23 protein-coding genes are annotated in these 21,148 nt (G+C 53.4%); 11 read left to right on the forward strand and 12 right to left on the reverse strand.

The genetic code is table 11. The features are described from left to right. Positions 1 to 186: 186 nt before the first annotated feature. From L855_RS00670 to L855_RS00685, 4 genes are all read right to left on the reverse strand, one after another. Entirely contained in the window at positions 187 to 2,253 is a 2,067-nt protein-coding gene (locus L855_RS00670; RefSeq protein WP_159783195.1) for a DICT sensory domain-containing protein, read from the reverse strand. A 235-nt stretch (positions 2,254 to 2,488) separates the two neighbouring features. After that, a complete protein-coding gene (gene bioF / locus L855_RS00675) occupies positions 2,489 to 3,655 on the reverse strand; it encodes an 8-amino-7-oxononanoate synthase (protein WP_159783197.1) in 1,167 nt (388 codons plus the stop codon). Positions 3,656 to 3,669: 14 nt separating this feature from the next. Further along, entirely contained in the window at positions 3,670 to 4,395 is a 726-nt protein-coding gene (locus L855_RS00680; RefSeq protein WP_159783199.1) for a GUN4 domain-containing protein, read from the reverse strand. A gap of 32 nt (positions 4,396 to 4,427) precedes the next feature. Then, positions 4,428 to 4,793: a single-stranded DNA-binding protein gene (locus L855_RS00685; protein WP_159783201.1), complete on the reverse strand. Its 366-nt coding sequence runs from the start codon at positions 4,791 to 4,793 to the stop codon at positions 4,428 to 4,430. Between the two features lie 274 nt (positions 4,794 to 5,067). On the opposite strand from L855_RS00685, the gene L855_RS00690 reads away from it, so the two are divergent. The 6 genes from L855_RS00690 to glmS all read left to right on the forward strand — a co-directional run bounded on the left by L855_RS00690 (position 5,068) and on the right by glmS (position 11,314). Further along, a complete protein-coding gene (locus L855_RS00690) occupies positions 5,068 to 6,066 on the forward strand; it encodes a rod shape-determining protein (RefSeq protein ID WP_192924971.1) in 999 nt (332 codons plus the stop codon). Positions 6,067 to 6,114: 48 nt separating this feature from the next. Further along, positions 6,115 to 6,918: a rod shape-determining protein MreC gene (mreC, locus tag L855_RS00695; protein ID WP_159783205.1), complete on the forward strand. Its 804-nt coding sequence runs from the start codon at positions 6,115 to 6,117 to the stop codon at positions 6,916 to 6,918. 27 nt (positions 6,919 to 6,945) lie between these two features. Further along, positions 6,946 to 7,545, forward strand: coding sequence for a rod shape-determining protein MreD (gene mreD, locus L855_RS00700; protein WP_159783207.1), 600 nt, complete (start codon positions 6,946 to 6,948; stop codon positions 7,543 to 7,545). 302 nt (positions 7,546 to 7,847) lie between these two features. Beyond that, positions 7,848 to 8,741 carry a CoB--CoM heterodisulfide reductase iron-sulfur subunit B family protein gene (locus L855_RS00705; RefSeq protein WP_159783209.1) on the forward strand — a complete coding sequence of 298 codons (894 nt, stop codon included), beginning with the start codon at positions 7,848 to 7,850 and terminating at the stop codon, positions 8,739 to 8,741. 220 nt (positions 8,742 to 8,961) lie between these two features. Then, positions 8,962 to 9,207: a photosystem I iron-sulfur center protein PsaC gene (gene psaC / locus L855_RS00710; RefSeq protein WP_159783213.1), complete on the forward strand. Its 246-nt coding sequence runs from the start codon at positions 8,962 to 8,964 to the stop codon at positions 9,205 to 9,207. 205 nt (positions 9,208 to 9,412) lie between these two features. Then, positions 9,413 to 11,314, forward strand: a complete 1,902-nt coding sequence (gene glmS / locus L855_RS00715) for a glutamine--fructose-6-phosphate transaminase (isomerizing) (protein WP_159783215.1) — start codon at positions 9,413 to 9,415, stop codon at positions 11,312 to 11,314. 47 nt (positions 11,315 to 11,361) lie between these two features. Here the strand turns inward: glmS and L855_RS00720 are convergent, their stop codons facing one another. Genes L855_RS00720 through L855_RS00730 form a run of 3 tightly spaced genes read right to left on the reverse strand, consistent with a single transcriptional unit; the run spans position 11,362 to position 12,977 of the window. After that, a complete protein-coding gene (locus tag L855_RS00720) occupies positions 11,362 to 11,814 on the reverse strand; it encodes an ExbD/TolR family protein (protein ID WP_159783217.1) in 453 nt (150 codons plus the stop codon). An 11-nt stretch (positions 11,815 to 11,825) separates the two neighbouring features. Next, positions 11,826 to 12,254: an ExbD/TolR family protein gene (locus tag L855_RS00725; RefSeq protein ID WP_159783219.1), complete on the reverse strand. Its 429-nt coding sequence runs from the start codon at positions 12,252 to 12,254 to the stop codon at positions 11,826 to 11,828. 12 nt (positions 12,255 to 12,266) lie between these two features. Further along, a complete protein-coding gene (locus L855_RS00730) occupies positions 12,267 to 12,977 on the reverse strand; it encodes a MotA/TolQ/ExbB proton channel family protein (protein ID WP_159783221.1) in 711 nt (236 codons plus the stop codon). A gap of 270 nt (positions 12,978 to 13,247) precedes the next feature. On the opposite strand from L855_RS00730, the gene L855_RS00735 reads away from it, so the two are divergent. The 3 genes from L855_RS00735 to L855_RS00745 all read left to right on the forward strand — a co-directional run bounded on the left by L855_RS00735 (position 13,248) and on the right by L855_RS00745 (position 15,735). Continuing rightward, positions 13,248 to 14,288, forward strand: coding sequence for a Fe(3+) ABC transporter substrate-binding protein (locus L855_RS00735; RefSeq protein ID WP_159783223.1), 1,041 nt, complete (start codon positions 13,248 to 13,250; stop codon positions 14,286 to 14,288). A gap of 170 nt (positions 14,289 to 14,458) precedes the next feature. After that, positions 14,459 to 15,238: a hypothetical protein gene (locus tag L855_RS22110; protein ID WP_219729835.1), complete on the forward strand. Its 780-nt coding sequence runs from the start codon at positions 14,459 to 14,461 to the stop codon at positions 15,236 to 15,238. Continuing rightward, positions 15,235 to 15,735 carry a pentapeptide repeat-containing protein gene (locus L855_RS00745; protein WP_159783225.1) on the forward strand — a complete coding sequence of 167 codons (501 nt, stop codon included), beginning with the start codon at positions 15,235 to 15,237 and terminating at the stop codon, positions 15,733 to 15,735. The genes L855_RS22110 and L855_RS00745 overlap by 4 nt, the downstream gene beginning before the upstream one ends. Here the strand turns inward: L855_RS00745 and plsY are convergent. Both plsY and L855_RS00755 read right to left on the reverse strand, forming a co-directional pair. Next, positions 15,732 to 16,427, reverse strand: coding sequence for a glycerol-3-phosphate 1-O-acyltransferase PlsY (gene plsY, locus L855_RS00750; RefSeq protein WP_159783227.1), 696 nt, complete (start codon positions 16,425 to 16,427; stop codon positions 15,732 to 15,734). The two genes, L855_RS00745 and plsY, sit on opposite strands and share 4 nt — an antisense overlap. Positions 16,428 to 16,517: 90 nt before the next feature. After that, positions 16,518 to 16,937: a response regulator gene (locus L855_RS00755; protein WP_159783229.1), complete on the reverse strand. Its 420-nt coding sequence runs from the start codon at positions 16,935 to 16,937 to the stop codon at positions 16,518 to 16,520. A gap of 344 nt (positions 16,938 to 17,281) precedes the next feature. Between L855_RS00755 and L855_RS00760 the strand changes: the two genes are divergently transcribed. Next, positions 17,282 to 17,482, forward strand: coding sequence for a hypothetical protein (locus L855_RS00760; RefSeq protein WP_159783231.1), 201 nt, complete (start codon positions 17,282 to 17,284; stop codon positions 17,480 to 17,482). Between the two features lie 66 nt (positions 17,483 to 17,548). Here L855_RS00760 and L855_RS00765 read toward each other — a convergent pair whose 3' ends face one another. The 3 genes from L855_RS00765 to L855_RS00775 form a co-directional block, all read right to left on the reverse strand. Continuing rightward, on the reverse strand, positions 17,549 to 18,079 hold the full coding sequence (locus L855_RS00765) for a hypothetical protein (protein WP_159783233.1): 531 nt from the start codon (positions 18,077 to 18,079) through the stop codon (positions 17,549 to 17,551). Positions 18,080 to 18,420: 341 nt separating this feature from the next. After that, positions 18,421 to 18,636 (reverse strand): hypothetical protein, encoded by a 216-nt coding sequence (locus L855_RS00770; protein ID WP_159783235.1) that lies wholly within the window; start codon positions 18,634 to 18,636, stop codon positions 18,421 to 18,423. Positions 18,637 to 18,818: 182 nt separating this feature from the next. Beyond that, positions 18,819 to 20,270 (reverse strand): bifunctional orotidine-5'-phosphate decarboxylase/orotate phosphoribosyltransferase, encoded by a 1,452-nt coding sequence (locus L855_RS00775; protein ID WP_159783237.1) that lies wholly within the window; start codon positions 20,268 to 20,270, stop codon positions 18,819 to 18,821. A 34-nt stretch (positions 20,271 to 20,304) separates the two neighbouring features. Between L855_RS00775 and L855_RS00780 the strand changes: the two genes are divergently transcribed. Beyond that, entirely contained in the window at positions 20,305 to 21,057 is a 753-nt protein-coding gene (locus L855_RS00780) for a DALR anticodon-binding domain-containing protein (protein WP_159783239.1), read from the forward strand. Positions 21,058 to 21,148: the final 91 nt, after the last annotated feature.

The raw sequence follows: 21,148 nt of genomic DNA on the forward strand, positions 1-21,148 counted from the left end.
AAACCACGTAGGGGCGTACCCTTGCGGTCGGTGAGCGATAGCCGAACCGTGGTCGCCCTAGGCAAGAGGCAAGAGGCAATAGGCAATAGGGGAACTACGTAGGGGCACGCCCTTGCGGTCAGCGAGCGATCGCCGAACGGTGGCTGCCCGAGGACATAGAGGGGGGGAGGGGGTGTTTTGGGTGGTTTAACGCGATCGCCGGGGTTTGGGGACGGCTGAGAGACCTTCAACGGCGGTGGATGAGGTGTGTGGGGTGGTTTCGTCCTCTAGGCGGGGAATCGTGAAATGGAAGCGGCTGCCGCGATCTTTGCCTTCTGATTCCGCCCAGACTTGTCCGCCCCAGCGTTGAATCGCTTGACGACAGATGGCTAAACCTAAACCGGTTCCCCCAGTAGTCCGCCGTAGGGCCCCTTCCTCCTGATAAAACCGCTCGAAAATATCCTCCACTCGCGCCGGTTCAATCCCTCGTCCGGTGTCGGCTACGGTCACTTTCAGCAAGCGATAGCCCATGGGAGTGGCCCGGACGGTAATCGCGCCGCCACTCGGGGTAAACTTGCAGGCATTATCGAGAAGTTTGCCCAGGACTTGCACGAGCCATTCGCCGTCCGCCTGAACTAAGGGTAAATCTGAGGGAATATCCACAACCAACTCCGGGAGTGAGTCCCCAGAGTAACGGGCCTTCACCCCACTCATGGCTAAATCAATACATTCCTCTAACGAAAGGGGTTCTAAATTCCATTCCACCCGTCCACTTTCAAAGCGAGAGAGGGTGAGAAAGTCTTGCACCAGTTCCCGGAGTCGTTCGGCGTCGACGAGGGCGGTGTTGAGCATCACCTTCTGTAACTCGGCGGGCATATCCGGTTCGCTGGCCAGACTTTCTAAACAAATCTGAATCGTAGACAGGGGGGTGCGTAACTCATGGCCGGTGATGGCAATGAGATTACTGCGCGTCCGTTCTAGGGCTTCGAGTTGTTGGTTGAGATCTTCGAGGTGGGCGTAGGTTTCGGCTTGAATTAAGCCGGTTCCCATCTGAATGGCGATGGTATTGACGAGAGCCACCTCATCGTCTGCCCAATGGTGGGCGCATCCCTGACAGTGGTGCAACTCCAAAATTCCCAGGAGTTTGCCCCGATAGAGAATCGGCATCATCAGCCAAGCGCCTATTTTCCAACGTTGAGCTTGTTTCCCTAACCACTCTCGGGCCGTTGGCTGTTGGAGTAGCCCCGCGAGACTCTCCATGCGGGTTTCGAGGGGGTTATTCGTGTCTTCTAGAAACACTCCCGATTGCCGTTCAATGGCTTCTTGAAATAAGGGATTATCTAGTAAAACCCAGGTCTCGCCGACAAGGGAGGTGATACCCGGCGCCGCATATTCATGGACGATGGTGGCTGTGGCATCGGTTTCTTTGCAGCGGTAGACGAGACAGCGACAGACATCTAAGGCTTCTCCTAATTCTCGCACGGCCACTTTTAGGATTTCCTGGGGGTCCAGGGATTGGCGAATGGCGGTGGTGATGGAGTTGACCAGTCGCTCTTGTTCTTCTTGCGCGGCAATGGAACGATAGGCTTTGAGAAGTTTGTATTGTCCCGCTTGTAGGTAGGTAATGAGTCGCTCGGCAAAGGGGCCGGGGTTCATCCCTAAGCCTTCCGTTGTGGGAACGCGAAGTTCAGGGGGACGGTCATCAATGCCGTAGTCCCGACGCGCTCGCGCGACTTTATCGGCCAGTTCAGGACGATAATGGAGAATTCGCGTTAAAAGCTGTGCTGCCACGAAACGGCTGACATCATGGTCAAAACTCCAAATGCCGTCGAAGCGTCGCGCGGTGTCGATTTCCAGCTTGGTTTGCCCCAGCCAGCGACTCTCATCCTCAGGAATATCTCGTTCTTGACAGACGAGACAGGTTCCGTAGTTGCGGCCGAGAACCACCAGGTTCCATTCCTGGCTTAGGGGTTCGTTCTGGTTAAAGGCGATGGTTTCATAGCGCCCGGAATGATTGGTGAAATCACTCTCGGGGGCGGCCAGGACATAGACTTGGTCGGTGGCTTGGGCGATGCGGGCGTATCGATTCGCTTCCATACGATAGAAGCGTTCTTGTTGGAAGGTCGCGATCACGAGCGGGGACCTCTCTCCCGCTAAGACCTGATCCTCCATGGCGTGAGAGAGGGCGATAAGGGACGATTTGAAGTAAGTTTGCGATCGCAGTTGAGGCTGCGCTTGCCGCAAATCCTCCAAAACGGACGTTTTGACATTCATGGATGGTTTAACCGTTTGGCGTGTAGCATCCGCTTGTCGTTATCGGTGAGGAAACAGCGAACGGTGAACAGGAAAGGGGGTTGGATGGACGGTTGCTGTAACGTTTGACGGGTGAGTCAATGGGGGTCACTCAGGACGGAGACAATCCAGGTATGGCCCGGGGGGTGACGGTCTAGGGTTGGTCATTATGGGTATGATCTAGCTTAGCGGAAAGCGTCCCCCTGACGGGAGGGGATTACAGGGCTAAGGTTTGCAGAGTCTCACAGAGGCGATCGAGATGCTGGGGGTCATGGTTGGCCATCAGGGTAATTCGTAACCGACTGGTGGGAACGGTGGGCGGACGCACGGCGGAAACAAACAGTCCCGCCTCGCGTAAGGCCTGGCCGCAATGGATGGCTTGGGCGGCATCTTTCAGTTGCACACAGAGGATGGGAGATTCTGTGGGCAGGAGTTGACTTTCTGGAGAAAGTATGCTAGTGAGCTTGTATTTGAGATGATGGTGATGCTGACGTAGTTGTTGTCGTCGTTGAGGTTCCTGCTCGACGATAGCGATCGCAGCTAAGGCGGCGGCGGTGTCGGCGGGGGAGAGTCCGGTGGTGTAAATCCAGGTGGGGGCGCGATTGCGGAGATAGTCGATTACAACCGCGTCCCCGGCCACATAGCCCCCTAAGCTGCCGAGGGCTTTACTGAGGGTTCCCATCTGAACGAGGGGGCGATCGCCACAGTTAAAGTGATCGACGGTTCCGGCCCCGCGAGACCCCAGTACCCCCGTGCCATGGGCATCATCCACGAGGAGCATACAGTCGTACGCTTGGGCTAAATCCAGTAGTTGCGGTAGGGGACAGAGATCCCCATCCATGCTAAACACCCCATCGGTAACAATCAATCCTCGCCGATACTGATGTCGCTGCTGCTGGATCTGTTGCCGCAAGGCCGCGGCATCACCATGGGGATACTCCCAGATTGTAGCGCCAGAGAGGAGACTCCCTTGGCGCAAACTGGAGTGATTATAGGCATCCGAAAAAATAACATCCCGAGGGCCCACTAATGCTGCCAGGGTTCCTAAATTGGCTAGATAGCCGGAACTAAAGACGATCGCATCCTCGGTCTGTTTCAGACGGGCGATCGCCCCTTCCAACTGCCGATGCAGGGGACGATGACCACTCAACAACCGGGAGCCGGTACTCCCCGTGCCATACTCCCGCGTGGCGGCAACAGCGGCCTCAATCAGCCGCTCATCCCCCGCTAGGCCCAAATAGTCATTACTGGCAAAGTTAATAACCGCAGTTCCGTTAAGATTTACCTCGACTCCCCCCCGTCCGTCGATGGCCTGAACCTGCCGATACCAGTTAGCTTTATGGATGGTGGCCAGCGATCGCTCAATCCAAGAATAGGAACTCATGAAACAGTTATATCTTAGGTATTTAAAAGGCCGTCATCGGGGCTAGGGGGAAAACGGGCCATCCAGTGATGCAGGGTTTCGGAGGCGGTCAACCCTCCCACACCGTAACAGGCCCGTTTACGCCAGGGAAGAATGGGGAAATGACCCCGAGGCGCGTCGCCTTGAGAGTGCAGGTCCTGGTAATAGAGCCAAGTGTCGCCCGAACGCCAGCAGACGCGATCGCAAAACTGACTGTACTGGCCCCCACTCTCCCACCAAATTTCTGCCTGAACCGACCAGCCTAAGGTTCCCTCGCTATAGCTGTACCACAACTCATCCAAGACCTGTAACTCCTCTTGGGGAAAGTTGGCGATCTCCTCAGGGTCTAGCCAGAGACGTTCCCCTACCTGAGCCACCTCTAAAATCCGTTGCCAAGTCCAGCCATCGGCCTCTTGCCAATTCTGTTGAGAGAGATAGGTCGCTAGAGGATAATAGGGCCAATCGAGTCCGAGGTCTTCCCTGGGGTGAGTGAACATCTGCTGACCTCGTTCCAGGTCATCCAGCCGTTGTTCTAGGGTGGCCAATCGCTGGGTTAGGGCCAACTCCTGTTGTAGCCGTTGCCAGAGCGATCGCCCCCAGTAGAGATGACTGGGGTGCTGGGCGATCGCCCATCGAGAATCGGGGGTCACATCCCAGCCGCAGGTCGGACAGGTGAGCCAATCCTCCTGACAATGGGTTCCACAAATCGGACAGGGAGACATCAAACATCGCCATTGGGGATCACCCCCGAGGCTTAGAACTCATCATCTTCAAAGGTATCCAGACCTGAGGTATCGCGATCGCCTTTCGACCCCAGGAGATCGAGGCGATCGACCCGAATCACCGGTTTAGAGCGAGGGACATTAGTATTGCGGTCTTGCCAATGCTCAAACTTCAAAGATCCCTTCACCCCAATTAAACTGCCCTTGCGGACATAATTCGCGGCAACCTCAGCCCGCTTATCCCATAATTCCAAATTAAACCAGTCCGGCTTATCCGTTTTGTTCGTCGGCCGATTCACGGCCAAGGTCAAATTACAGACCACCGCGCCCGATTCAAAATACTTGACGTCGGGATCTGTTCCCACCCGACCCACCAGAGTGACTACATTGAGCGTCATGGAGAATTTGTTGAACGATACATCAACCCCATTTTAGACGCAATTCAAGTTCAGAGGACTGTGAATTTTATCCCGACAGAAAACCAAAACCGCGTATGATGAGGCGTAGCATGATTCAGGCAGAGACACTAGACGGAACTGACGACCATGGTATAAAATCCACCTCGGTCATTGTAAACATTTCCTCATCATCTCTGCTAGCACAAGCGTATTCTACACTGGGAGGGCACAGGCGCGCGTGGCAAATTTAAGTCGCTTCTCACTCTCTAGAGACATGGGTATTGACCTCGGGACTGCAAACACCCTGGTCTATGTCTCTGGAAAAGGTATCGTTCTACAGGAACCATCGGTGGTCGCCATCGATCAACAGAACAAACTTCCCCTAGCCGTGGGGGAAGAAGCCAAACAAATGCTCGGTCGGACTCCGGGAAATGTGGTGGCACTACGCCCCTTGCGGGATGGTGTCATTGCCGATTTCGACACCGCCGAGTTAATGCTCAAGCATTTTATTAAGCAAGTTCACGGGGGCCGGTCAGGCTTGGTAGGCCCACATATTGTCATTGGCATTCCGAGTGGGGTCACTGGGGTTGAAGAGCGGGCTGTTAAAGAAGCCGCTTATCAAGCCGGTGCCAGAAATGTGGACATGATCGACGAACCAGTCGCCGCTGCCATTGGGGCTGGACTTCCCGTGGCCGAACCGACGGGGAACATGATTGTTGATATTGGGGGCGGAACCACCGAGGTTGCCGTACTCAGTTTGGGAGGAACCGTTGTCAGTGAATCCGTACGGGTAGCTGGCGATGAACTGAGTGATTCTATTACCCAGTACATGAAAAAGGTTCATAACCTGGTGATCGGGGAACGCACATCCGAACAAATTAAAATCCAGGTTGCCTCAGCTTATCCGACTCAGGAAGACGACATCATTATGGATGTCCGTGGCTTGCACCTCTTATCTGGGTTGCCTCGTACCGTTACCATCAAGGGTCCCGAAATTCGTGAATGTATGTCGGAACCCCTGTCGGTGATTATTGAGGCCGTCAAACGCACCCTAGAGCGTACGCCTCCAGAACTCGCGGCAGATATTATTGATCGCGGTATCATGTTGGCCGGAGGGGGAGCCTTACTCAGAGGACTCGACACCCTGATTAGCCATGAAACGGGGATTGTTACCCATGTAGCAGCCGATCCCCTCAGTTGTGTGGTCTTAGGAACGGGACGTGTCTTGGAAAACAAAAAACAACTGCAACGAGTTTTCCGAGATCGCTCTTGATCCCGTTCGTAGTCTTCCACCTAACCAGAACAGTACAGGAGAAAGCTATTGTACGTCTTGCGTCGTTGTTGGCAACGCTATCGAACCCTGGGGCTGTTGGCGACATTAGCCATCGGTTCCGCTTGGGTGTTTCGTCAGACGGATGGGGCGATTGTGTTTGAGATCTATCAACGGGTCTCTGTCCCATTTGAGTCGGATCAGGCCCGGGAACAAGAACTCGTAAACGCCCGTGTTCTTGAACTCCAACAACGACTGGTTGAGGTTAATCAAGAGAATCTTCAACTCCGAGAACTGTTGGACTACGAACCACAAGTGCAGCAAGACCCCACCTTTGCCCCAGTGATTGGCCGCAGCGCCGATCGCTGGTGGCAACAGATTCTTTTGGGGCGCGGCCGTAAGAGCGGTCTTGCTGTGGATGATATTGTCATGGCGCCGGGGGGAATTGTTGGGCGGATTGTCAGTGTGACGGATGAGACAAGCCGTGTCTTACTCATCAGTGATGGCAGTAGTTCCCTGGGGGTGACGGTGGGCCGTTCACGAGAAATGGGGGTCTTACGAGGGAAAGGCTCGAATCGGGCGATCGTGGAATTTTTTGAGAAGCTCCCTGATGTAAAGGAAGGAGATGCGATTCTCTCGTCTCCCTATAGTCAGCGGTTTACCTCTGGCTTGCCTCTGGGAACGGTGGTAGCGGTGAATTTAAATGCTAGCCCAGCTCCCCAGGCGGAGATTGAAATCTCAGCTCCTCTGAGTTCTCTCGAATGGGTGATGGTCTATCCTAAACCCTCGGTTCCGCTGCCCACTGAGTCCGCAGAACCCATTGATCCCCTCGGGGAGAGCCTGCAACTCGATTAATGCTCGACTAATGATTTTCCTGCCCTTATGCAGCCTGACCTACGCCCGGTTCGTGCCACGGGCTTGACTCCACCTCCCCCGGTGGGTTGGCAAGCCCTCCGACAGCGTCTACTGTCCTGGACTCTGACGGTCTTGTCGGTGTTGCCCTGTCTGCTCCTACTCCCGGCTCGTTTGCCGGGAATGGAGTTGTTGGGCATTGCCCCAAATTGGCTGTTAGTTTGGGTGGTGACCTGGAGTATTAAACGCTCTATGTGGGAAGGGGCTGTGGCAGGGGTGGCTCTGGGACTCTTACAAGATGGCATGAGTGCAGCGGTTCCAACTCATGCCATTAGTTTAGGGATTGTGGGAATCCTGACGGCTCGTCTACAACGGGAACGGGTGGTTCAGGATGATATTATCTCGGTCTTATTGATTGTTTTTGCGATGACGGTGGTGGGCGAGACGGTTCGCGCCATGCAGTTTAGTCTCTATGGTTGGCGTTTGCCAGATGGGGCCGCGTTTTGGAGTTTCGAGGAAATTTGGCGCTACTACCAGCAGGTTGCTCTCGGCTCGGCTGTGTTAAATAGTTTATGGTCGCCGGTGATTTACTATCCCCTGACGTTGCTTTGGGAGCCTCGGTTTAAGTAGGGGAGAGGGAATAGGGAATAGGGAATAGGGAACAGGGAACAGGGAATAGGGAATAGGGAATAGGGAATAGGGAATAGGGAACAGGGAACAGGGAACAGGCAGTAGGCAGCAGGCAGTATGGGGAAGAAGGCAGTAGGCAGCAGGCAGTAGGGGGAAGAAGGTAGTAGGCAGTAGGGGGGGTCTTGCCTATTGCCTATTGCCTATTGCCTTCTCAACTTTTGCCATAAATGCGATCGCCGAGGCTGCGCTTGGGTCAGCAATTAGGGACAATGGGGAAGGAGAACGCTTACCCAGCAACTTTCATGCTCAAATATGCTTATTTCCCTGGCTGTGTGGCCCAGGGGGCCTGTCGTGAATTGTATGATTCTACGGCGGCATTGACGCAAGCCCTCGACATTGAACTGATTGAACTCAAACGGGCCGCCTGTTGCGGTTCGGGAACCTTTAAGGAAGAATCGGCCCTCCTCGAAGATACGGTGAATGCTCGCAACATTGCCCTGGCCGAAGAACTCAACCTTCCTTTGCTGACCCATTGCAGTACCTGTCAGGGGGTGATTGGGCGGGTGGATGAACGCTTAAAAACCGCTCAGACCGATCGCCCCGAGTATGTTGAGCAAATCAATGCTCTCCTCAGTCAAGACCACTGTTCCCCCTACAAAGGGGCGACGGAGGTTAAACATCTCCTCTGGGCGATCGTGGGAGACTATGGCCTTGAGGAATTGCACAAGCGGGTGACTCACAAACTCAGTGGTCTCAAATGTGCGGCTTTCTATGGCTGCTATATCCTCCGCGCTCAGAGTCATCTCCCCTATGATGACCCCCATAACCCTCAGTCGATGGAAAATGTCTTTCGCACCCTCGGCGCCACCCCAATTGAGTATGGTGGACGCACTCAATGCTGTGGTTGGCCCCTCTCTAGTTACGCCACAGAACAGTCTTTTCAGATGGCGGGAACCCATTTACAAGCAGCCCTTGACGCAGGGGCAGATTGTATGGTAACGCCTTGCCCACTCTGTCATCTCAATCTGGACTCCCGACAGCCGGATGTTGAAACCGTCATGGGGCGGAAATTTGGCTTACCGGTGCTGCATTTGCCCCAACTGATCGCCCTGGCTCTGGGAATTGATCCCAAGGTCCTTGGATTAGATCGCCATATGGTCTCAACCCGTTCTGTTTTGACGAAATTGGGACTGTAAATCTCTCGGAAGTCTTATGGGTTAAGGGCTGTAACCGTTTCTCTGTGGACTTCCGAAATGTCAACTTTGTTAAAGTTTTGCTGCATTTTGTCATCGTAGTCCGAGTGACACGATAGACTAGCCCATAATCCAAAGGTCGCTGATTGACAGAATTTTTAATTTTGCCAATCCGACAATAATCAAAAACCAGTCGCAGAGCATTCGTTTGGAGTAATCTTCAATGTCTCATTCGGTAAAAATCTATGACACCTGCATCGGCTGCACTCAGTGCGTCCGTGCTTGTCCCCTAGACGTGTTGGAAATGGTGCCTTGGGATGGCTGTAAAGCTGGCCAAATCGCGACCTCTCCCCGTACGGAAGACTGTATCGGCTGCAAACGTTGCGAAACGGCTTGCCCGACTGACTTCTTGAGCGTCCGAGTCTATCTTGGTGCGGAAACTAGCCGCAGCATGGGTCTGGCTTACTAGAGAATATCCATTGAACGTCTGTTTAATGTGATCTTCCATTCGTCTATATGGGGGTGCGATCGCACCCCTTTTTTGCTGGGGACATGACGGAGTTACCTGAGACTGTCCGGATGAGATAGCTCGTTGCCTGTCAAAAGGCCTCAAGTTTTGCTAAGTTCATAAGCCAGGTCTGGTTTATGAACGGGTTCGTCAGGAGTGAGCGCACATGTGTGGAATCGTCGGCTATATCGGAATGCAGCCCGCCAGCGAGATTTTGTTGGCTGGCCTGGAAAAATTGGAATATCGAGGCTATGACTCGGCGGGAATCGCCACGGTGAATGACCATAAGATTCATTGTGTGCGAGCCAAAGGGAAACTCCACAACCTCCGCCGTAAGCTCGATGGTGAGGAGAACCCGGCTCAATTGGGTATTGGCCATACCCGTTGGGCGACTCATGGCAAACCCGAAGAATATAACGCCCATCCCCACATGGATGTGTCCGGTCGCATTGCTGTGGTTCAAAATGGCATTATCGAAAACTATCGGGAACTGCGAGGGGAATTACAGGCCAAAGGCCATCTGTTTAAATCAGACACCGATACAGAGGTGATTCCCCATCTCATTGCCGAATGCCTCAAGGTTCCCAGTTCTACCGCGCCCGCCACTGTCACTTCCTCCCCCTTCCTCGAAGCCGTGCGTCAAGCGGTGAATCGCTTACAAGGGGCCTTTGCGATCGCCGTCATTCATGCCGATCACCCCGACGAACTTATTGTCGCCCGCCAACAGGCTCCCCTTTCCATTGGCTTTGGCCAGGGGGAATTTTTCTGCGCCTCGGATACCCCGGCCCTCATCCCCCATACTCGGGCGGTGTTGACCTTAGATAATGGGGAAATGGGTAAACTCACCCCTCTGGGGGTGGAACTCTATAATTTTGAGGGCGATCGCCTCAAGAAAAGCCCCCGCACCCTCACCTGGAACCCCATCGTGGTGGAAAAACAAGGGTTCAAACATTTCATGCTCAAGGAAATCTACGAGCAGCCAGGGGTGGTGCGGGTGTGTTTAGAGGCCTATACCAACAGCACCTGGGAAGCGGGCCAAACCACCCCACCGGTGAATCTGGATCTCAACCCCAGTCTCTATCAAGACCTCGAACATATCCAAATCCTGGCCTGTGGGACCAGTTGGCACGCGGCCCTAGTGGGAAAATATCTCCTAGAACAGTTGGCGAGGATTCCCACCATGGTGCAGTACGCATCGGAGTTTCGCTATGCTCCCGCGCCGCTGATGGCTAATACCCTGGTGATTGGGGTGACGCAATCGGGGGAGACGGCCGATACTCTGGCGGCGTTGGCCATGGAACAGGAACGACGAGCAGATTTAGAGCCACAATTTAGTCCCCGTCTGCTGGGGATTACCAATCGCCCGGAATCCTCTCTGGGCAATTTGGTGGAGAATATCATCGATACTCATGCAGGCATTGAGATTGGGGTGGCGGCGACGAAAACCTTTGTGGCCCAGGTGATGGCGTTTTATGCCCTGGCCTTGGATTTGGCCTACCGTCGGCACACTCTCCCCGAATCCCGGATTGAGGAGATTTTGTCGGGGTTACGACAACTCCCGGGACAAATTGAGTTGGTGTTGGAGAGTCAGGAACGCTATATCGAGGAGTTGGCCCATGAGTTTGGGGAGACGCAAGATTTTATCTTCCTAGGCCGCGGCATTAATTTCCCCATCGCCCTAGAGGGGGCCCTCAAACTCAAGGAAATTAGCTATATCCATGCCGAAGGCTATCCTGCTGGGGAGATGAAACATGGGCCCATTGCTCTGTTGGATGCCAAGGTTCCGGTGGTGGCGATCGCCATGCCGGGGTCGGTGTACGATAAGGTCCTCTCCAACGCTCAAGAAGCCAAGGCCCGGGATGCCCGCCTGATTGGGGTCACTCCCATGGATGAGAAGGAGGCGGAGGAAACCTTTGATGACTTGCTCCCGGTTCCGGTGGTTGAGGAGCTTCTCTCGCCCATTTTGGCGGTGATTCCGCTGCAACTGTTGGCGTATCATATTGCCGCTCGGCGAGGCTTGGATGTGGATCAACCTCGGAATTTAGCCAAGTCTGTCACGGTGGAGTAACTGTCAGGTGGGTGACTCCTGGCTTGTGACTCCTGAATGCTCGCTGCTTAACGCTTCTCACCCCAACCAATCACCAGGGAGACGCGATCGCCCCCAATCCCGTTTAAGGCAGTGAGGGTTTCGATGACCGTTTGATAGGGAACATCCTCGGATACCTGGAGATACACCTGACGCTGGGGGGACTGTTGCAGGTAACCGGGTAGTTGTTCGAGAAGTTGGGCTTTCTCCAAGGGGCGATCGTTCACCAAGAGTGCGCCCCCTTCTTGTAACACCACCTGGAGAAATTCTGGCTCTTCGGGGCTGTCTGAATCCGCCTCGGGTGGCTCAATCTCCAAGGCCTCCGCCTCTTGCGGTAAACGAACCATTAAATGTTCTCCCTCTTCGGCTAGGTTGGCAGCGACGGTGACAAAAAAGGCCAACACCACTAACATCACATTGAGCATAGGGGTGATTTCGAGTTCCGGTACGTCGTCGCGGGATTTTCGCTGTTTGAATCTCATCGCCTTGTCTCTTATGGTTGAACGACTAAGAGGACGCGATCGCCCCCAATTTCTACCATTTGGCTTAATAAATCATCCACTTGCCGATAGTTCAACTGACGATCAGCCGTTAACATCACATCCGACTCAGGATGAGTTTCTAAGAACCTAGCGATCGCCTGCAAAAACTCCTCTCGTTCGACAACATTTCCTTCAATTAAAACCTCACCGTGACGATTTAACCCCGCTTCAAACCTTGGCAGGACAGGAGCCGGGTCAGGAGATGAGTCTGCTTCACGGGCAGGGCTTCCTGAACTCTCTGGCGGCTCTAAATCCGCAATCACTCGTCCAGTTAAGGACATGGTTAAAATTACAAAAAAGGTTAATACCGACATTAACACATCAATCATCGGCACTAAATTAACCCCTGGAATTCTTGATTTGTGAACTCTTGATTTCATCGAACGTTCTGGTTAAGGCTTAACAATTTTAGCCGCTGTCAATAAATTGGGAATCGGTTGATTGGGTTCATACCAAACCTCGCGATAAATGAGTTCTAACTCACTGCCCACTTCAGCAAAATAATCCATCTGTTGCGATTGTAAGCTGACCAAAATACGAAACACCAACAGGGCGAAAATTGCCACCATCATCCCCGCCGCCGTGGTGGTGAGGGCTTCGCCAATCCCCGAGGCGGCCTGAGTGGCTTCAGCACTAGAACCTCCACCCCCGACATTGAGATTGTTAAAGGTGCGAATTAAGCCGGTGACGGTTCCCAACAAGCCCAAGAGGGGAGCCAGAGCAATAATGGTTTCGAGGAGTTTGTCCCCTCGTCGCATTCGCGCAAACTCTTTATCGGCGGTGGCTTCCATAGCGAGACGGAAGGTTTCTGGACTGGGGCGACGTAGTTTTAGGGGAGCCAGGAGAAAGCGGCCAATGGCTAAATGGCGCGCATATTCGGCAATTTCCCGAGCTTTGAGCAAATCCTCGGCCGCTGCATCGAGAACATCCCGCACAATCCGATCTTCTTGAATCAGCAGCCGAATCCAAAACCATCCTCGTTCTAGGGCGGTGGTGAGAGTGAGAATGGACAGCAGCAACAAGGGGAACATCACAGGTCCCCCCTTGAGAAGCTCATCGAGGAGTCGTGGGGTTTCAGTCAGGAGCAGGAGCGATCGCAGCATGGCTAGAGGGCGATGGACAACCCCTAAATAGTAATCTCTTGCAATTATCGAACACAAGTGCTTCAATACTCTGTAGCCTATTGCATTTAATTTGCAATAACAGCGATAGATCGAGGTTGACCCCGTTGGAACGCTGTTTTAGATGACTCATGCTCGACACACGAGATAAGACATCTAAAACAGCACAAGCAACTACGGTAATTCAACCCTGTATTATTTATTGTCCGTTTTTAATGGTCTACTATCCATTGTCCATTGCCATAGCTATCGATGACAACTAAGATTTCCAGGCGAACGTTTTTTGTGGGAGGAACCGCCCTCACTGCCTTAGTCGTAGCCAATTTGCCGCGACGGGCTTCGGCACAATCTCGCAGCATCAACCTCTACTCCTCACGGCATTATGACACCGACGATGCCATTTACGATGCCTTTGGAGAGGTGAACCTGATTGAAGCCAGCTCCGAAGAACTGATTGAGCGGATTCAGAGTGAGGGGGCCAATAGCCCAGCCGATCTTCTGTTGACCGTAGATGCCGGGCGTTTGTGGCGTGCCGAACAAGCGGGACTATTCCAGCCGGTTCGCACCCCCAAGCTCGATGAGCGTATTCCCGATAACCTGCGCCACCCGGATGGCTTGTGGTACGGCTTCACCCAACGGGCGCGGGTGCTGTATTACAATCGCGATCGCGTCAATCCGGCGGATTTATCCACCTACGAGGCTCTCGCCGATCCCAAATGGCGGGGTAAAATCCTGGTTCGTACCTCCAGTAATGTCTATAACCTCTCCCTAACGGCTTCTCGCATTGCCATCCATGGGGAGTCGGAAACCCGCCGCTGGTTAGAAGGCTTTGTGAGTAACTTTGCCCGAGAACCCGAGAGCAATGACACGGGCCAAATTCGCGCCTGTGCTGCTGGAGTGGGGGATGTGGCGATCGCCAACAGCTACTACTACGTCCGTCTACAAAAATCTGATGACCCCGCTGATCAGGAAGTGGTCGAAAAAGTGGGCTTTTTCTTCCCTAACACGGGTTCTGGGGAACGGGGAACCATGGTGAATATCAGCGGCGCCGGTGTCCTCCAAAATGCTCCCAATCGCGAGGCGGCGATCGCCTTCCTGGAGCATCTGGCCAGCGATGAGATTCAAGGCGAGTTTGCTCAAGCGAATAACGAGTATCCCGTGGTCTCGGGAATTCCCATCGATCCCATTCTCGCCAGTCATGGGGACCTCCAACCGGACCCCCTGAATGTTGCTGACTTGGGGCGCTACCAACCTGATTCAGCTCGTCTCATGGATGAAGCGGGTTGGCGATAATGCTAATGAGATTGAATAAGTCCTAGGTTTCAGCTTTCTCTTATTGCAGATTACTTGCATATAGGAAGCAGGACGCGATATTGTTTTGGATGGGTTCAACACCGTACTCAAATTATCGGGAGTACGGTGTTTTTGTTGCCAGCCCCTGTTTCTCCCTTTTTGTTGACTCCATGTGGTACCCCTCCTGGCATCAGCTCAAATTTCCCCTAGCCTTTGTCTGTGCATCTGCCATTCATGGGGGGCTGTTGTGGTTGCCGATGCCCCCAGCGGCCGTTGAGTTGGAACAAACGGCTTCAACCCTGGACTCAGGCGAGTCTCGCGAAGAGGCGATCGCCACCGTTCCTCTGTCCGCTTTAACAACACCCACCCCCGAACCAACTCCCGAACCGACTCCCAACCCCACTCCGGACCCCATCCAAGAACCCACCCCAGACCCCACGCCGCCCCCAAAACCTCAACCCACTCTCGTCCCGGAAGCCCCAGCCAGAGACGTCACACCACCCCAGCCCCAACCCACTCCGGACTTGGACGCGAAGACCATTGAGCCAGAACCCACCCCAGAACCCACTCCGGACTTGGACGCGAAGACCATTGAGCCAGAACCCACCCCAGAACCCACCCCCGAACCTACCCCTGAGCCAAGAGTAGAACTCATAGCTGGGATTCCTCACCTGGAGGGGGCGGAGTCGGGATGTCATGGCTCAGAGGATTGCCATTTTCTGGAAGGGGCAACGGTGCGAGCAGTCACTCAAGACTTACAGGCCCGCTTAGAAGCTGAGGGATTTCACCTGCGTCTGAGTTATCGGGATACGGGGTTACGGGTCTATGAGGTATCTCGGGAGGATAAGCCAGCTCAATTTCTCCATATCGCCAGTGATAATGCGGGACGGGATACGTTTTATGTTCTTTCCCCACAACAGCAAACCTTAGAGGACCTTCGATCGCCATGAATTACACTAAACCCAGTCTTGGACTGCTGCTGCTGAGTGCCTTGAGCCTCATGGCTTGTAACCCGGCCGCGGAAGAGATTGACCCGTTGTTGCAGTTGCAGGAGACGGGGGAATGCTTTGATTGCAATCTGGCGGGGGCAGATTTGCGGGAGTTTGATTTGGAGAATGCCCGTTTGAACCGCTCTGATTTGTCGGGGGCGAATTTGTCGGGAATGAATTTGCGGCGGGTGTTGTTGGATCGGGCTAACCTGACGGGAGCCAATCTTAGCAGCTCGGATTTGACGGAAGCGGCGCTAACCGAGGCCAATTTGGCTGGGGCGGATTTGAGCGAGGCCAACCTAGAGCGGGTATTTCTGCGTAATGCTAATTTAACGGGGGCCAGTTTGAGGGACGCTAACCTCACCCGCACGAATCTAACGGCGGCGGACTTGACGGATGTAGATTTAGAAGGGGTGCAGTTTGAGGAGACGGTGATGCCCGATGGTGAGCGTCGTTAGTCGCTGGCCTGTACTTGTTGTCCGAGGCGCGGTTCGGTTCCGGACAGGATGCGATCGATATTGGCTCGGTGGCGGATGAGGACGTAGGTGGTGGCGGCGATCGCAAACAGACAGAAGGGGAGAGGTTGGTGGGTTCCCAGCATCAAGACGGAGATGGCGATCGCCGACAACATGGAACTGAGGGAGACGATGCGCGAGAGGGTAATAATGGCGATGAAAATCCCTAGGGTGGCTAGGCCCACTTGCCAGGATAGGGCCAAAAGGACCCCTAAGCTGGAGGCAACTGCTTTACCGCCGTTGGCCAGGTTGGGATCTCGGCCGGGGCCAATCATCAGCCAGAGAGAGTTGGAATGACCGAATAGGGCGGCGAGTCCGGCTAAGGTCATGATCCAGGGTTTCGAGATCTCTAGATCAATCCCTGGGGGAAAGAGTTGATAGATGTCAGCTAGGTAATAGCCACCTCGAACTAGGCTAATAGCGGCAACCGCCTTGCAGACGTCGGCGCAGAGGACAAACAACCCCGCTCCCTTGCCCACCACGCGCAAGACATTAGTTGCACCGGTGGAACCGGAGCCATAGTGACGAATATCAATATTTTTCAAATGGTACGTGACCCAATACCCAGTTGGGATTGAGCCAAACAGATAGGCCGCGATGAGCAGCAAGGTATTGAATCCCACCTCAAGAGCCATAGGTGACGGTCCGCGCGTGATGTCTGAGCCATTGTCTTTGGTATCTATGGTATCAGAAACGGGGATCGGCGATGGGATCGGCGGAAAATTTTAGCCGGAGTTGTGGTTGGGGCTGTGGTCGGCAATAATCTGTTTGATGTGTTGGACAAAACCCACATGATCTAGGATGGGTTTGGCAATATAGCCGTCGGCGCCACTGGCTTTAAGGAAGGCTTCGCGATCGCCCACCATGGCGTTGGCTGTGACGAGAATGACGGGAAGCTTCGCAGTTTCGGGATCGGCTTTGAGGAGTTGGGTGATGCGAATCCCATCGACAGATTCTCCTTGATAATGGCTGTTTTTAAGAGATACATCCATCAAAACTACGGAAATTTCCCCAGAACGCACGATTTTGAGAACTTCTTCGACATTTTCACTGTGAACTGACTCAAGTCCTCCCCGTCGCTTGAGAACTTTCTGAAACACCATCCAGTTGATGGGATCGTCTTCTACAACCAAAACAGTTGTCATGGCATTGTCCTTCTATTTAGAGATGTGCCCCGTTTCTATTAGTTCTTCTGTTCCTCCGAACCTGAATCCGGATCTCTTAGGGTTTAAAACCTGTTGTGCAGTTGTTGGTTCGCCCACGGTCGTCAAGCCCTACTATCGTTAAACACTGTTATCAGAGGTTGAGATTGTTCTCGAGTTTGCCCCCTCTGGACTGGAATGATTTTAATTTGGGGGCCGAGTGCGATCGGAATTACAGCATTGGTGTGACCAATATCACGGTTAAATCCGACGGCGATCGCGAAGCTTAAAAGAAAAATCAGCCAGATTGTAACTGTAGCCGTCTATACAAATAGTCGAGTCCATTGATGTTTACTTCAACAACGCCATCAGGTGTCACCCTAAGCGAGTTAGCGGCTCGGGTCTGGAATTCCGGCAAAATTTCCAGCCAAGACCGTCAAGTCTTGCGATCGCTGTTTCTGAACAATCTCCCGTCTGACGAAGACATTGCAGCAGTTGATCGATTACTTCATGCGATTCGTCGAGGCTGGATCACGATGCTGGAGTAGTTCTGACCCTCTGACGCCGCTCAATAGCTGACCTGAAAGACCGCTCCCCTGATACCACCGATTGAGTTAGATCAGGACGTGGGGCCTCGCTTGAGCTTGTTCGGCCTGGGCCCGTTGTTGTGCTGCCAACAAATAGCGTTTCCAGAACACTCGCACAGTACTAGGGTTAACTCCAACTAATTGGGCCAGAAGGTCATGGGGAATCCCCCGCATTTCTCGGTAGGAGAGCCACTGAGACAAGTGGCGCAGGATGAGAAAGGCCCGTCGAAAGGATGACGGTTCATTGAGGACGTCTTGAAGGTCGGCGATACTCCCCATTCGCTTTTTCAGGGCCTGCGATCGCTCTTGTTGGCTGTTGGGAGCATAAAAGCGCACCTTCCCCGCCACATGAATTCGGGTGCAGTCGATATCGTAACAGCCTCCCACCAGCGCTCCCGGTGGAATCCAGTCACAGTAAAATCCTTTCTGTAAAATCAGCCCCCCTTTAGAGTCTTCCGTTAGCGCCAGAATTTGACCACTTTTGAGCAAGGAAAGTGGCAGGCTAACAGCTAGGGCCCGCGTTGGCTGGTTCGAGGTTTGAGGAGCGTCTTTTGGCATCCCAAGCTACCTGGGTTGGAGTGTAAGATCTACTTCTGTTCTACCCGATCGTGGCGAAAATAGCCACAACATTTGTATCTGTCAACCGCGAATTTACTTAAATTCGGCAATTTTAGCAAATGTAAAGGGGTTATGTTAAGTCTGATCTCCAGGCCATACCCAGCTAAACCAGGACTATCAGGACTATCTCCTCGCAAGTTTAGTTCTTTTTAAAGATTTGGTAAAGACTTCATGTCGACGGCGTCACTGGTCAAGGTCAATGGCGATCGCAACGAAACCTTTACATGACCGTGAAACATCAGCGCTTCTCCTTCGTCTAGGGGAGTCTGCTAGGGCCATTCTCAGCCTAAGCAGAGGTCTTCGACAATACTGATTCTGCCTCGGATGACAGCCCGTAACAAGCGGTCAATGGCACGACGTTCCATATCATCTAAGCTGTCATCGAGAGTCGCGGCCAGTAGGCCGTAGCGATCAGCAAGCGTCAGGTAACCCTGTTCCGCCGCTGAGGCCAGCATCGCCGGAATTGCACCAGGGATGAGTTGTAGTGAAGGTAACATGATCATTGTGGGGGGGGTCTTGACTATCTCTAGTATTCAGGACTTCTCTCAATTTTGCGGTGACGACTCCCCCCAAGTGATGACGATCGCAAACACCGCTGACGATGATAGAAGTTACATTGACTCTGTGATATTCATCACAGCTATTTTGGGAAATAACATTTATCCTCTATGGTGGGGAGTTATATAGACGCCTGATCATGCAAAAGAACCTCAAGCTGAGACTCAGTAATTCGCCCCGAATTGTAGAGGCTATGGGCAATTCCAGAGATTTGCAGTACGGAATGAGCTTGGTAGCCTTGATTTTTTAGACGAGTTTTAACGCCCTTTTCATGGTCAATTAAAACGACAATATCTTTTACATTTAAGCCTGCCGACTCAAGTTTTTGTGCCCCTTCAATTGCACTCTTGCCACTAATCAAAATATCATCAACTACCACGACAGTTTCACCAGCATGAAACTCCCCTTCAATGAGGCGACGAGTTCCGTGAGCTTTGACTTCTTTGCGGGGGAAAATCATGGGGTGATGTAACCGAAGAGAGAGTCCGGTTGCGGTGGGTAAGGAGCCATAGGGGATGCCGGCAATGCGGTCAAAGACGAGGTTCTCTAGGATCTCAGCATAGGCATTGAGAACCTGATGGAAGACCTGGGGGTTGGAAATAATTTTGCGTAGGTCAATATAGTAGGCGAAGGTATCGCCGGAGGCTTGGACGTAGTCCCCGAACAGGATGCACTCGAGGTCGAACAGTTGCAGAATTAAGTCTCGGTGGGGATGAGGTTCGGCAGATTGGGGGGCCGTCCAAAGTTGGCAACTGGCGGCGGTTTGACTTACCTCCTGGCGGACTTGGCTAACGCGATGGTTTAAGGTTTGTAATTTCTCCGGTAGATTCGTCTCCCGTAGCCAATCTTGGGGAACCGGCAGCAGGAGACCGTTCCCACTGGCATCAAGGCCGGCTCTGAGGAAGTCCTCTAGGGGGGCGGTGTCTCCCCAAATGCTACGGGCCAGAAGCATTCGTTCGGGGGCCAGGGCCCGGATTTGTGCCAAACTCTCGGGGGTTGAGGTGCCAATTTCAAAGCCGAGCTGCTCTGGAGATCCCCAGGTTCGGGCTTCTTGGACGAGATGCTGGTAAAAGGGGAGTTGACCCTGGGGGTAGTCTTGGATGATGCGTGCGGCGGGGTTGGAGGTACGACAGACGATAAAACTGGCTTTGTCTCCATAGAGGAGGAAGGGGGCGATCGCATCCTGTCCAGCGAAAGGGGATAGGGTCACTGCATCCACATCCCAGTCTTGGAATAGGGTATGAGCTAGGGCCGTCGCGGTATTGAGATCGCTATGTTTGGCATCGATGATAATGGGAAGATGGGGGGGGATCTCCTGCAAAACCTGCTGCAACAGCTCGAATCCAGGCGCTCCTAGAGCCTGATAAAAGCCTAAACTGGGCTTATAGGCGCAGACATGGTCGGCGGTCTGCTCGATGATAGTCCGCAGCCAGTCCCCTAAGGCCTCAATGGAGTGGCTGTGGCTCGATGGGTCGCCTCCAGGCATCATTTCCGGGTTGGGATCGATCCCGACCACGAGTAAACTACTGTTTTGGGCAATAGAACGGTTAAGTTTCTCAAAAAATCCAGTCATAGTTCGTTGCAATCGGCGGGAAAAACAGGCACAGATGTTAACTGGAAACTTTATCAGCTTGGGCGATCGCCTGCGGCATCAGTTGGAAGGCGCGATCGCTCACCTGAACAGTCCCCATCGGATTTCTCTCAAGGGAACTCGGGGCGGCCTCCCGGTTGGGTATCGTTGTGCGATCGCCCTCAAGTTAGACCCTCGACAAGCCTTGGCGATCGCAGAAGATTTGGCGACTTCGTTAGATGCTTCAGATTATAGGGTCTCGGTCACCCCCCCTGGGTTGCTGGATATCTCGATCCGCGATCGGGTTTTGGCCGAGTGGTTACAATCCTGGGCCGATGGAACAGTGCGTCAGGGGGCCTCTCGTCGCTGTCGCCTGGAGGAACCTGGGTTGGTTGAAATCCCCTTTGTGGTTCAATATGCCCATGCCCGTTGTCAGTCCCTATTGCGGTTAGGGGAACGAGAGGGCTGGATTCGTCTGGAGAATGCCGGAATTGTTGCCCCTCAGCCGCTCCCCTGGTTAGCTCATGAGGGACATCTCTGTGTCAGTCATCAGGCAGAAGCCCGGCTCATTGCTCATTGTGTCTCCGTCGCCGATGCGATCGCCCTCACCCCGGAGCCGGATAGCCTTAAGTTATTGATGGGACTGAGTGCTGCTTTTGAAGAGTTTTACCGGGATTGCCCACCGGCTGAGCATTCCACAGTCCGATTAGGGTTATTGTCCGTCACGGGAGCTTTATTATATTGGCTGTTGGAAATCGGACTCGGAGTCGAGGCTCTTTCACAAATGTGACAAACTCTTGAAATTTTCGTAAAAAAGGGATGACAAACTAAAAATTCTCGGTTATACTTACCATTGTGTGAGGAGCGAACCAGTAAGAGCA

The organism is Sodalinema gerasimenkoae IPPAS B-353 (assembly GCF_009846485.1).
GTDB lineage: Bacteria > Cyanobacteriota > Cyanobacteriia > Cyanobacteriales > Geitlerinemataceae > Sodalinema > Sodalinema gerasimenkoae.

Coding starts and splice junctions, on each gene's coding strand:
- L855_RS00725 (WP_159783219.1), bottom strand. CDS start 12,254: ATGAAATCAAGAGTTCACAAATCAAGAATTCCAGGGGTTAATTTAGTG.
- L855_RS00755 (WP_159783229.1), bottom strand. CDS start 16,937: ATGACAACTGTTTTGGTTGTAGAAGACGATCCCATCAACTGGATGGTG.
- plsY (WP_159783227.1), bottom strand. CDS start 16,427: ATGGCTCTTGAGGTGGGATTCAATACCTTGCTGCTCATCGCGGCCTAT.
- L855_RS00705 (WP_159783209.1), top strand. CDS start 7,848: ATGCTCAAATATGCTTATTTCCCTGGCTGTGTGGCCCAGGGGGCCTGT.
- L855_RS22110 (WP_219729835.1), top strand. CDS start 14,459: ATGTGGTACCCCTCCTGGCATCAGCTCAAATTTCCCCTAGCCTTTGTC.
- mreD (WP_159783207.1), top strand. CDS start 6,946: ATGCAGCCTGACCTACGCCCGGTTCGTGCCACGGGCTTGACTCCACCT.
- bioF (WP_159783197.1), bottom strand. CDS start 3,655: ATGAGTTCCTATTCTTGGATTGAGCGATCGCTGGCCACCATCCATAAA.
- glmS (WP_159783215.1), top strand. CDS start 9,413: ATGTGTGGAATCGTCGGCTATATCGGAATGCAGCCCGCCAGCGAGATT.
- L855_RS00720 (WP_159783217.1), bottom strand. CDS start 11,814: ATGAGATTCAAACAGCGAAAATCCCGCGACGACGTACCGGAACTCGAA.
- L855_RS00680 (WP_159783199.1), bottom strand. CDS start 4,395: ATGTCTCCCTGTCCGATTTGTGGAACCCATTGTCAGGAGGATTGGCTC.
- L855_RS00735 (WP_159783223.1), top strand. CDS start 13,248: ATGACAACTAAGATTTCCAGGCGAACGTTTTTTGTGGGAGGAACCGCC.
- L855_RS00760 (WP_159783231.1), top strand. CDS start 17,282: ATGTTTACTTCAACAACGCCATCAGGTGTCACCCTAAGCGAGTTAGCG.
- L855_RS00690 (WP_192924971.1), top strand. CDS start 5,068: ATGGGTATTGACCTCGGGACTGCAAACACCCTGGTCTATGTCTCTGGA.
- L855_RS00730 (WP_159783221.1), bottom strand. CDS start 12,977: ATGCTGCGATCGCTCCTGCTCCTGACTGAAACCCCACGACTCCTCGAT.
- L855_RS00745 (WP_159783225.1), top strand. CDS start 15,235: ATGAATTACACTAAACCCAGTCTTGGACTGCTGCTGCTGAGTGCCTTG.
- L855_RS00685 (WP_159783201.1), bottom strand. CDS start 4,793: ATGACGCTCAATGTAGTCACTCTGGTGGGTCGGGTGGGAACAGATCCC.
- L855_RS00765 (WP_159783233.1), bottom strand. CDS start 18,079: ATGCCAAAAGACGCTCCTCAAACCTCGAACCAGCCAACGCGGGCCCTA.
- L855_RS00775 (WP_159783237.1), bottom strand. CDS start 20,270: ATGACTGGATTTTTTGAGAAACTTAACCGTTCTATTGCCCAAAACAGT.
- psaC (WP_159783213.1), top strand. CDS start 8,962: ATGTCTCATTCGGTAAAAATCTATGACACCTGCATCGGCTGCACTCAG.
- L855_RS00670 (WP_159783195.1), bottom strand. CDS start 2,253: ATGAATGTCAAAACGTCCGTTTTGGAGGATTTGCGGCAAGCGCAGCCT.
- L855_RS00770 (WP_159783235.1), bottom strand. CDS start 18,636: ATGTTACCTTCACTACAACTCATCCCTGGTGCAATTCCGGCGATGCTG.
- L855_RS00780 (WP_159783239.1), top strand. CDS start 20,305: ATGTTAACTGGAAACTTTATCAGCTTGGGCGATCGCCTGCGGCATCAG.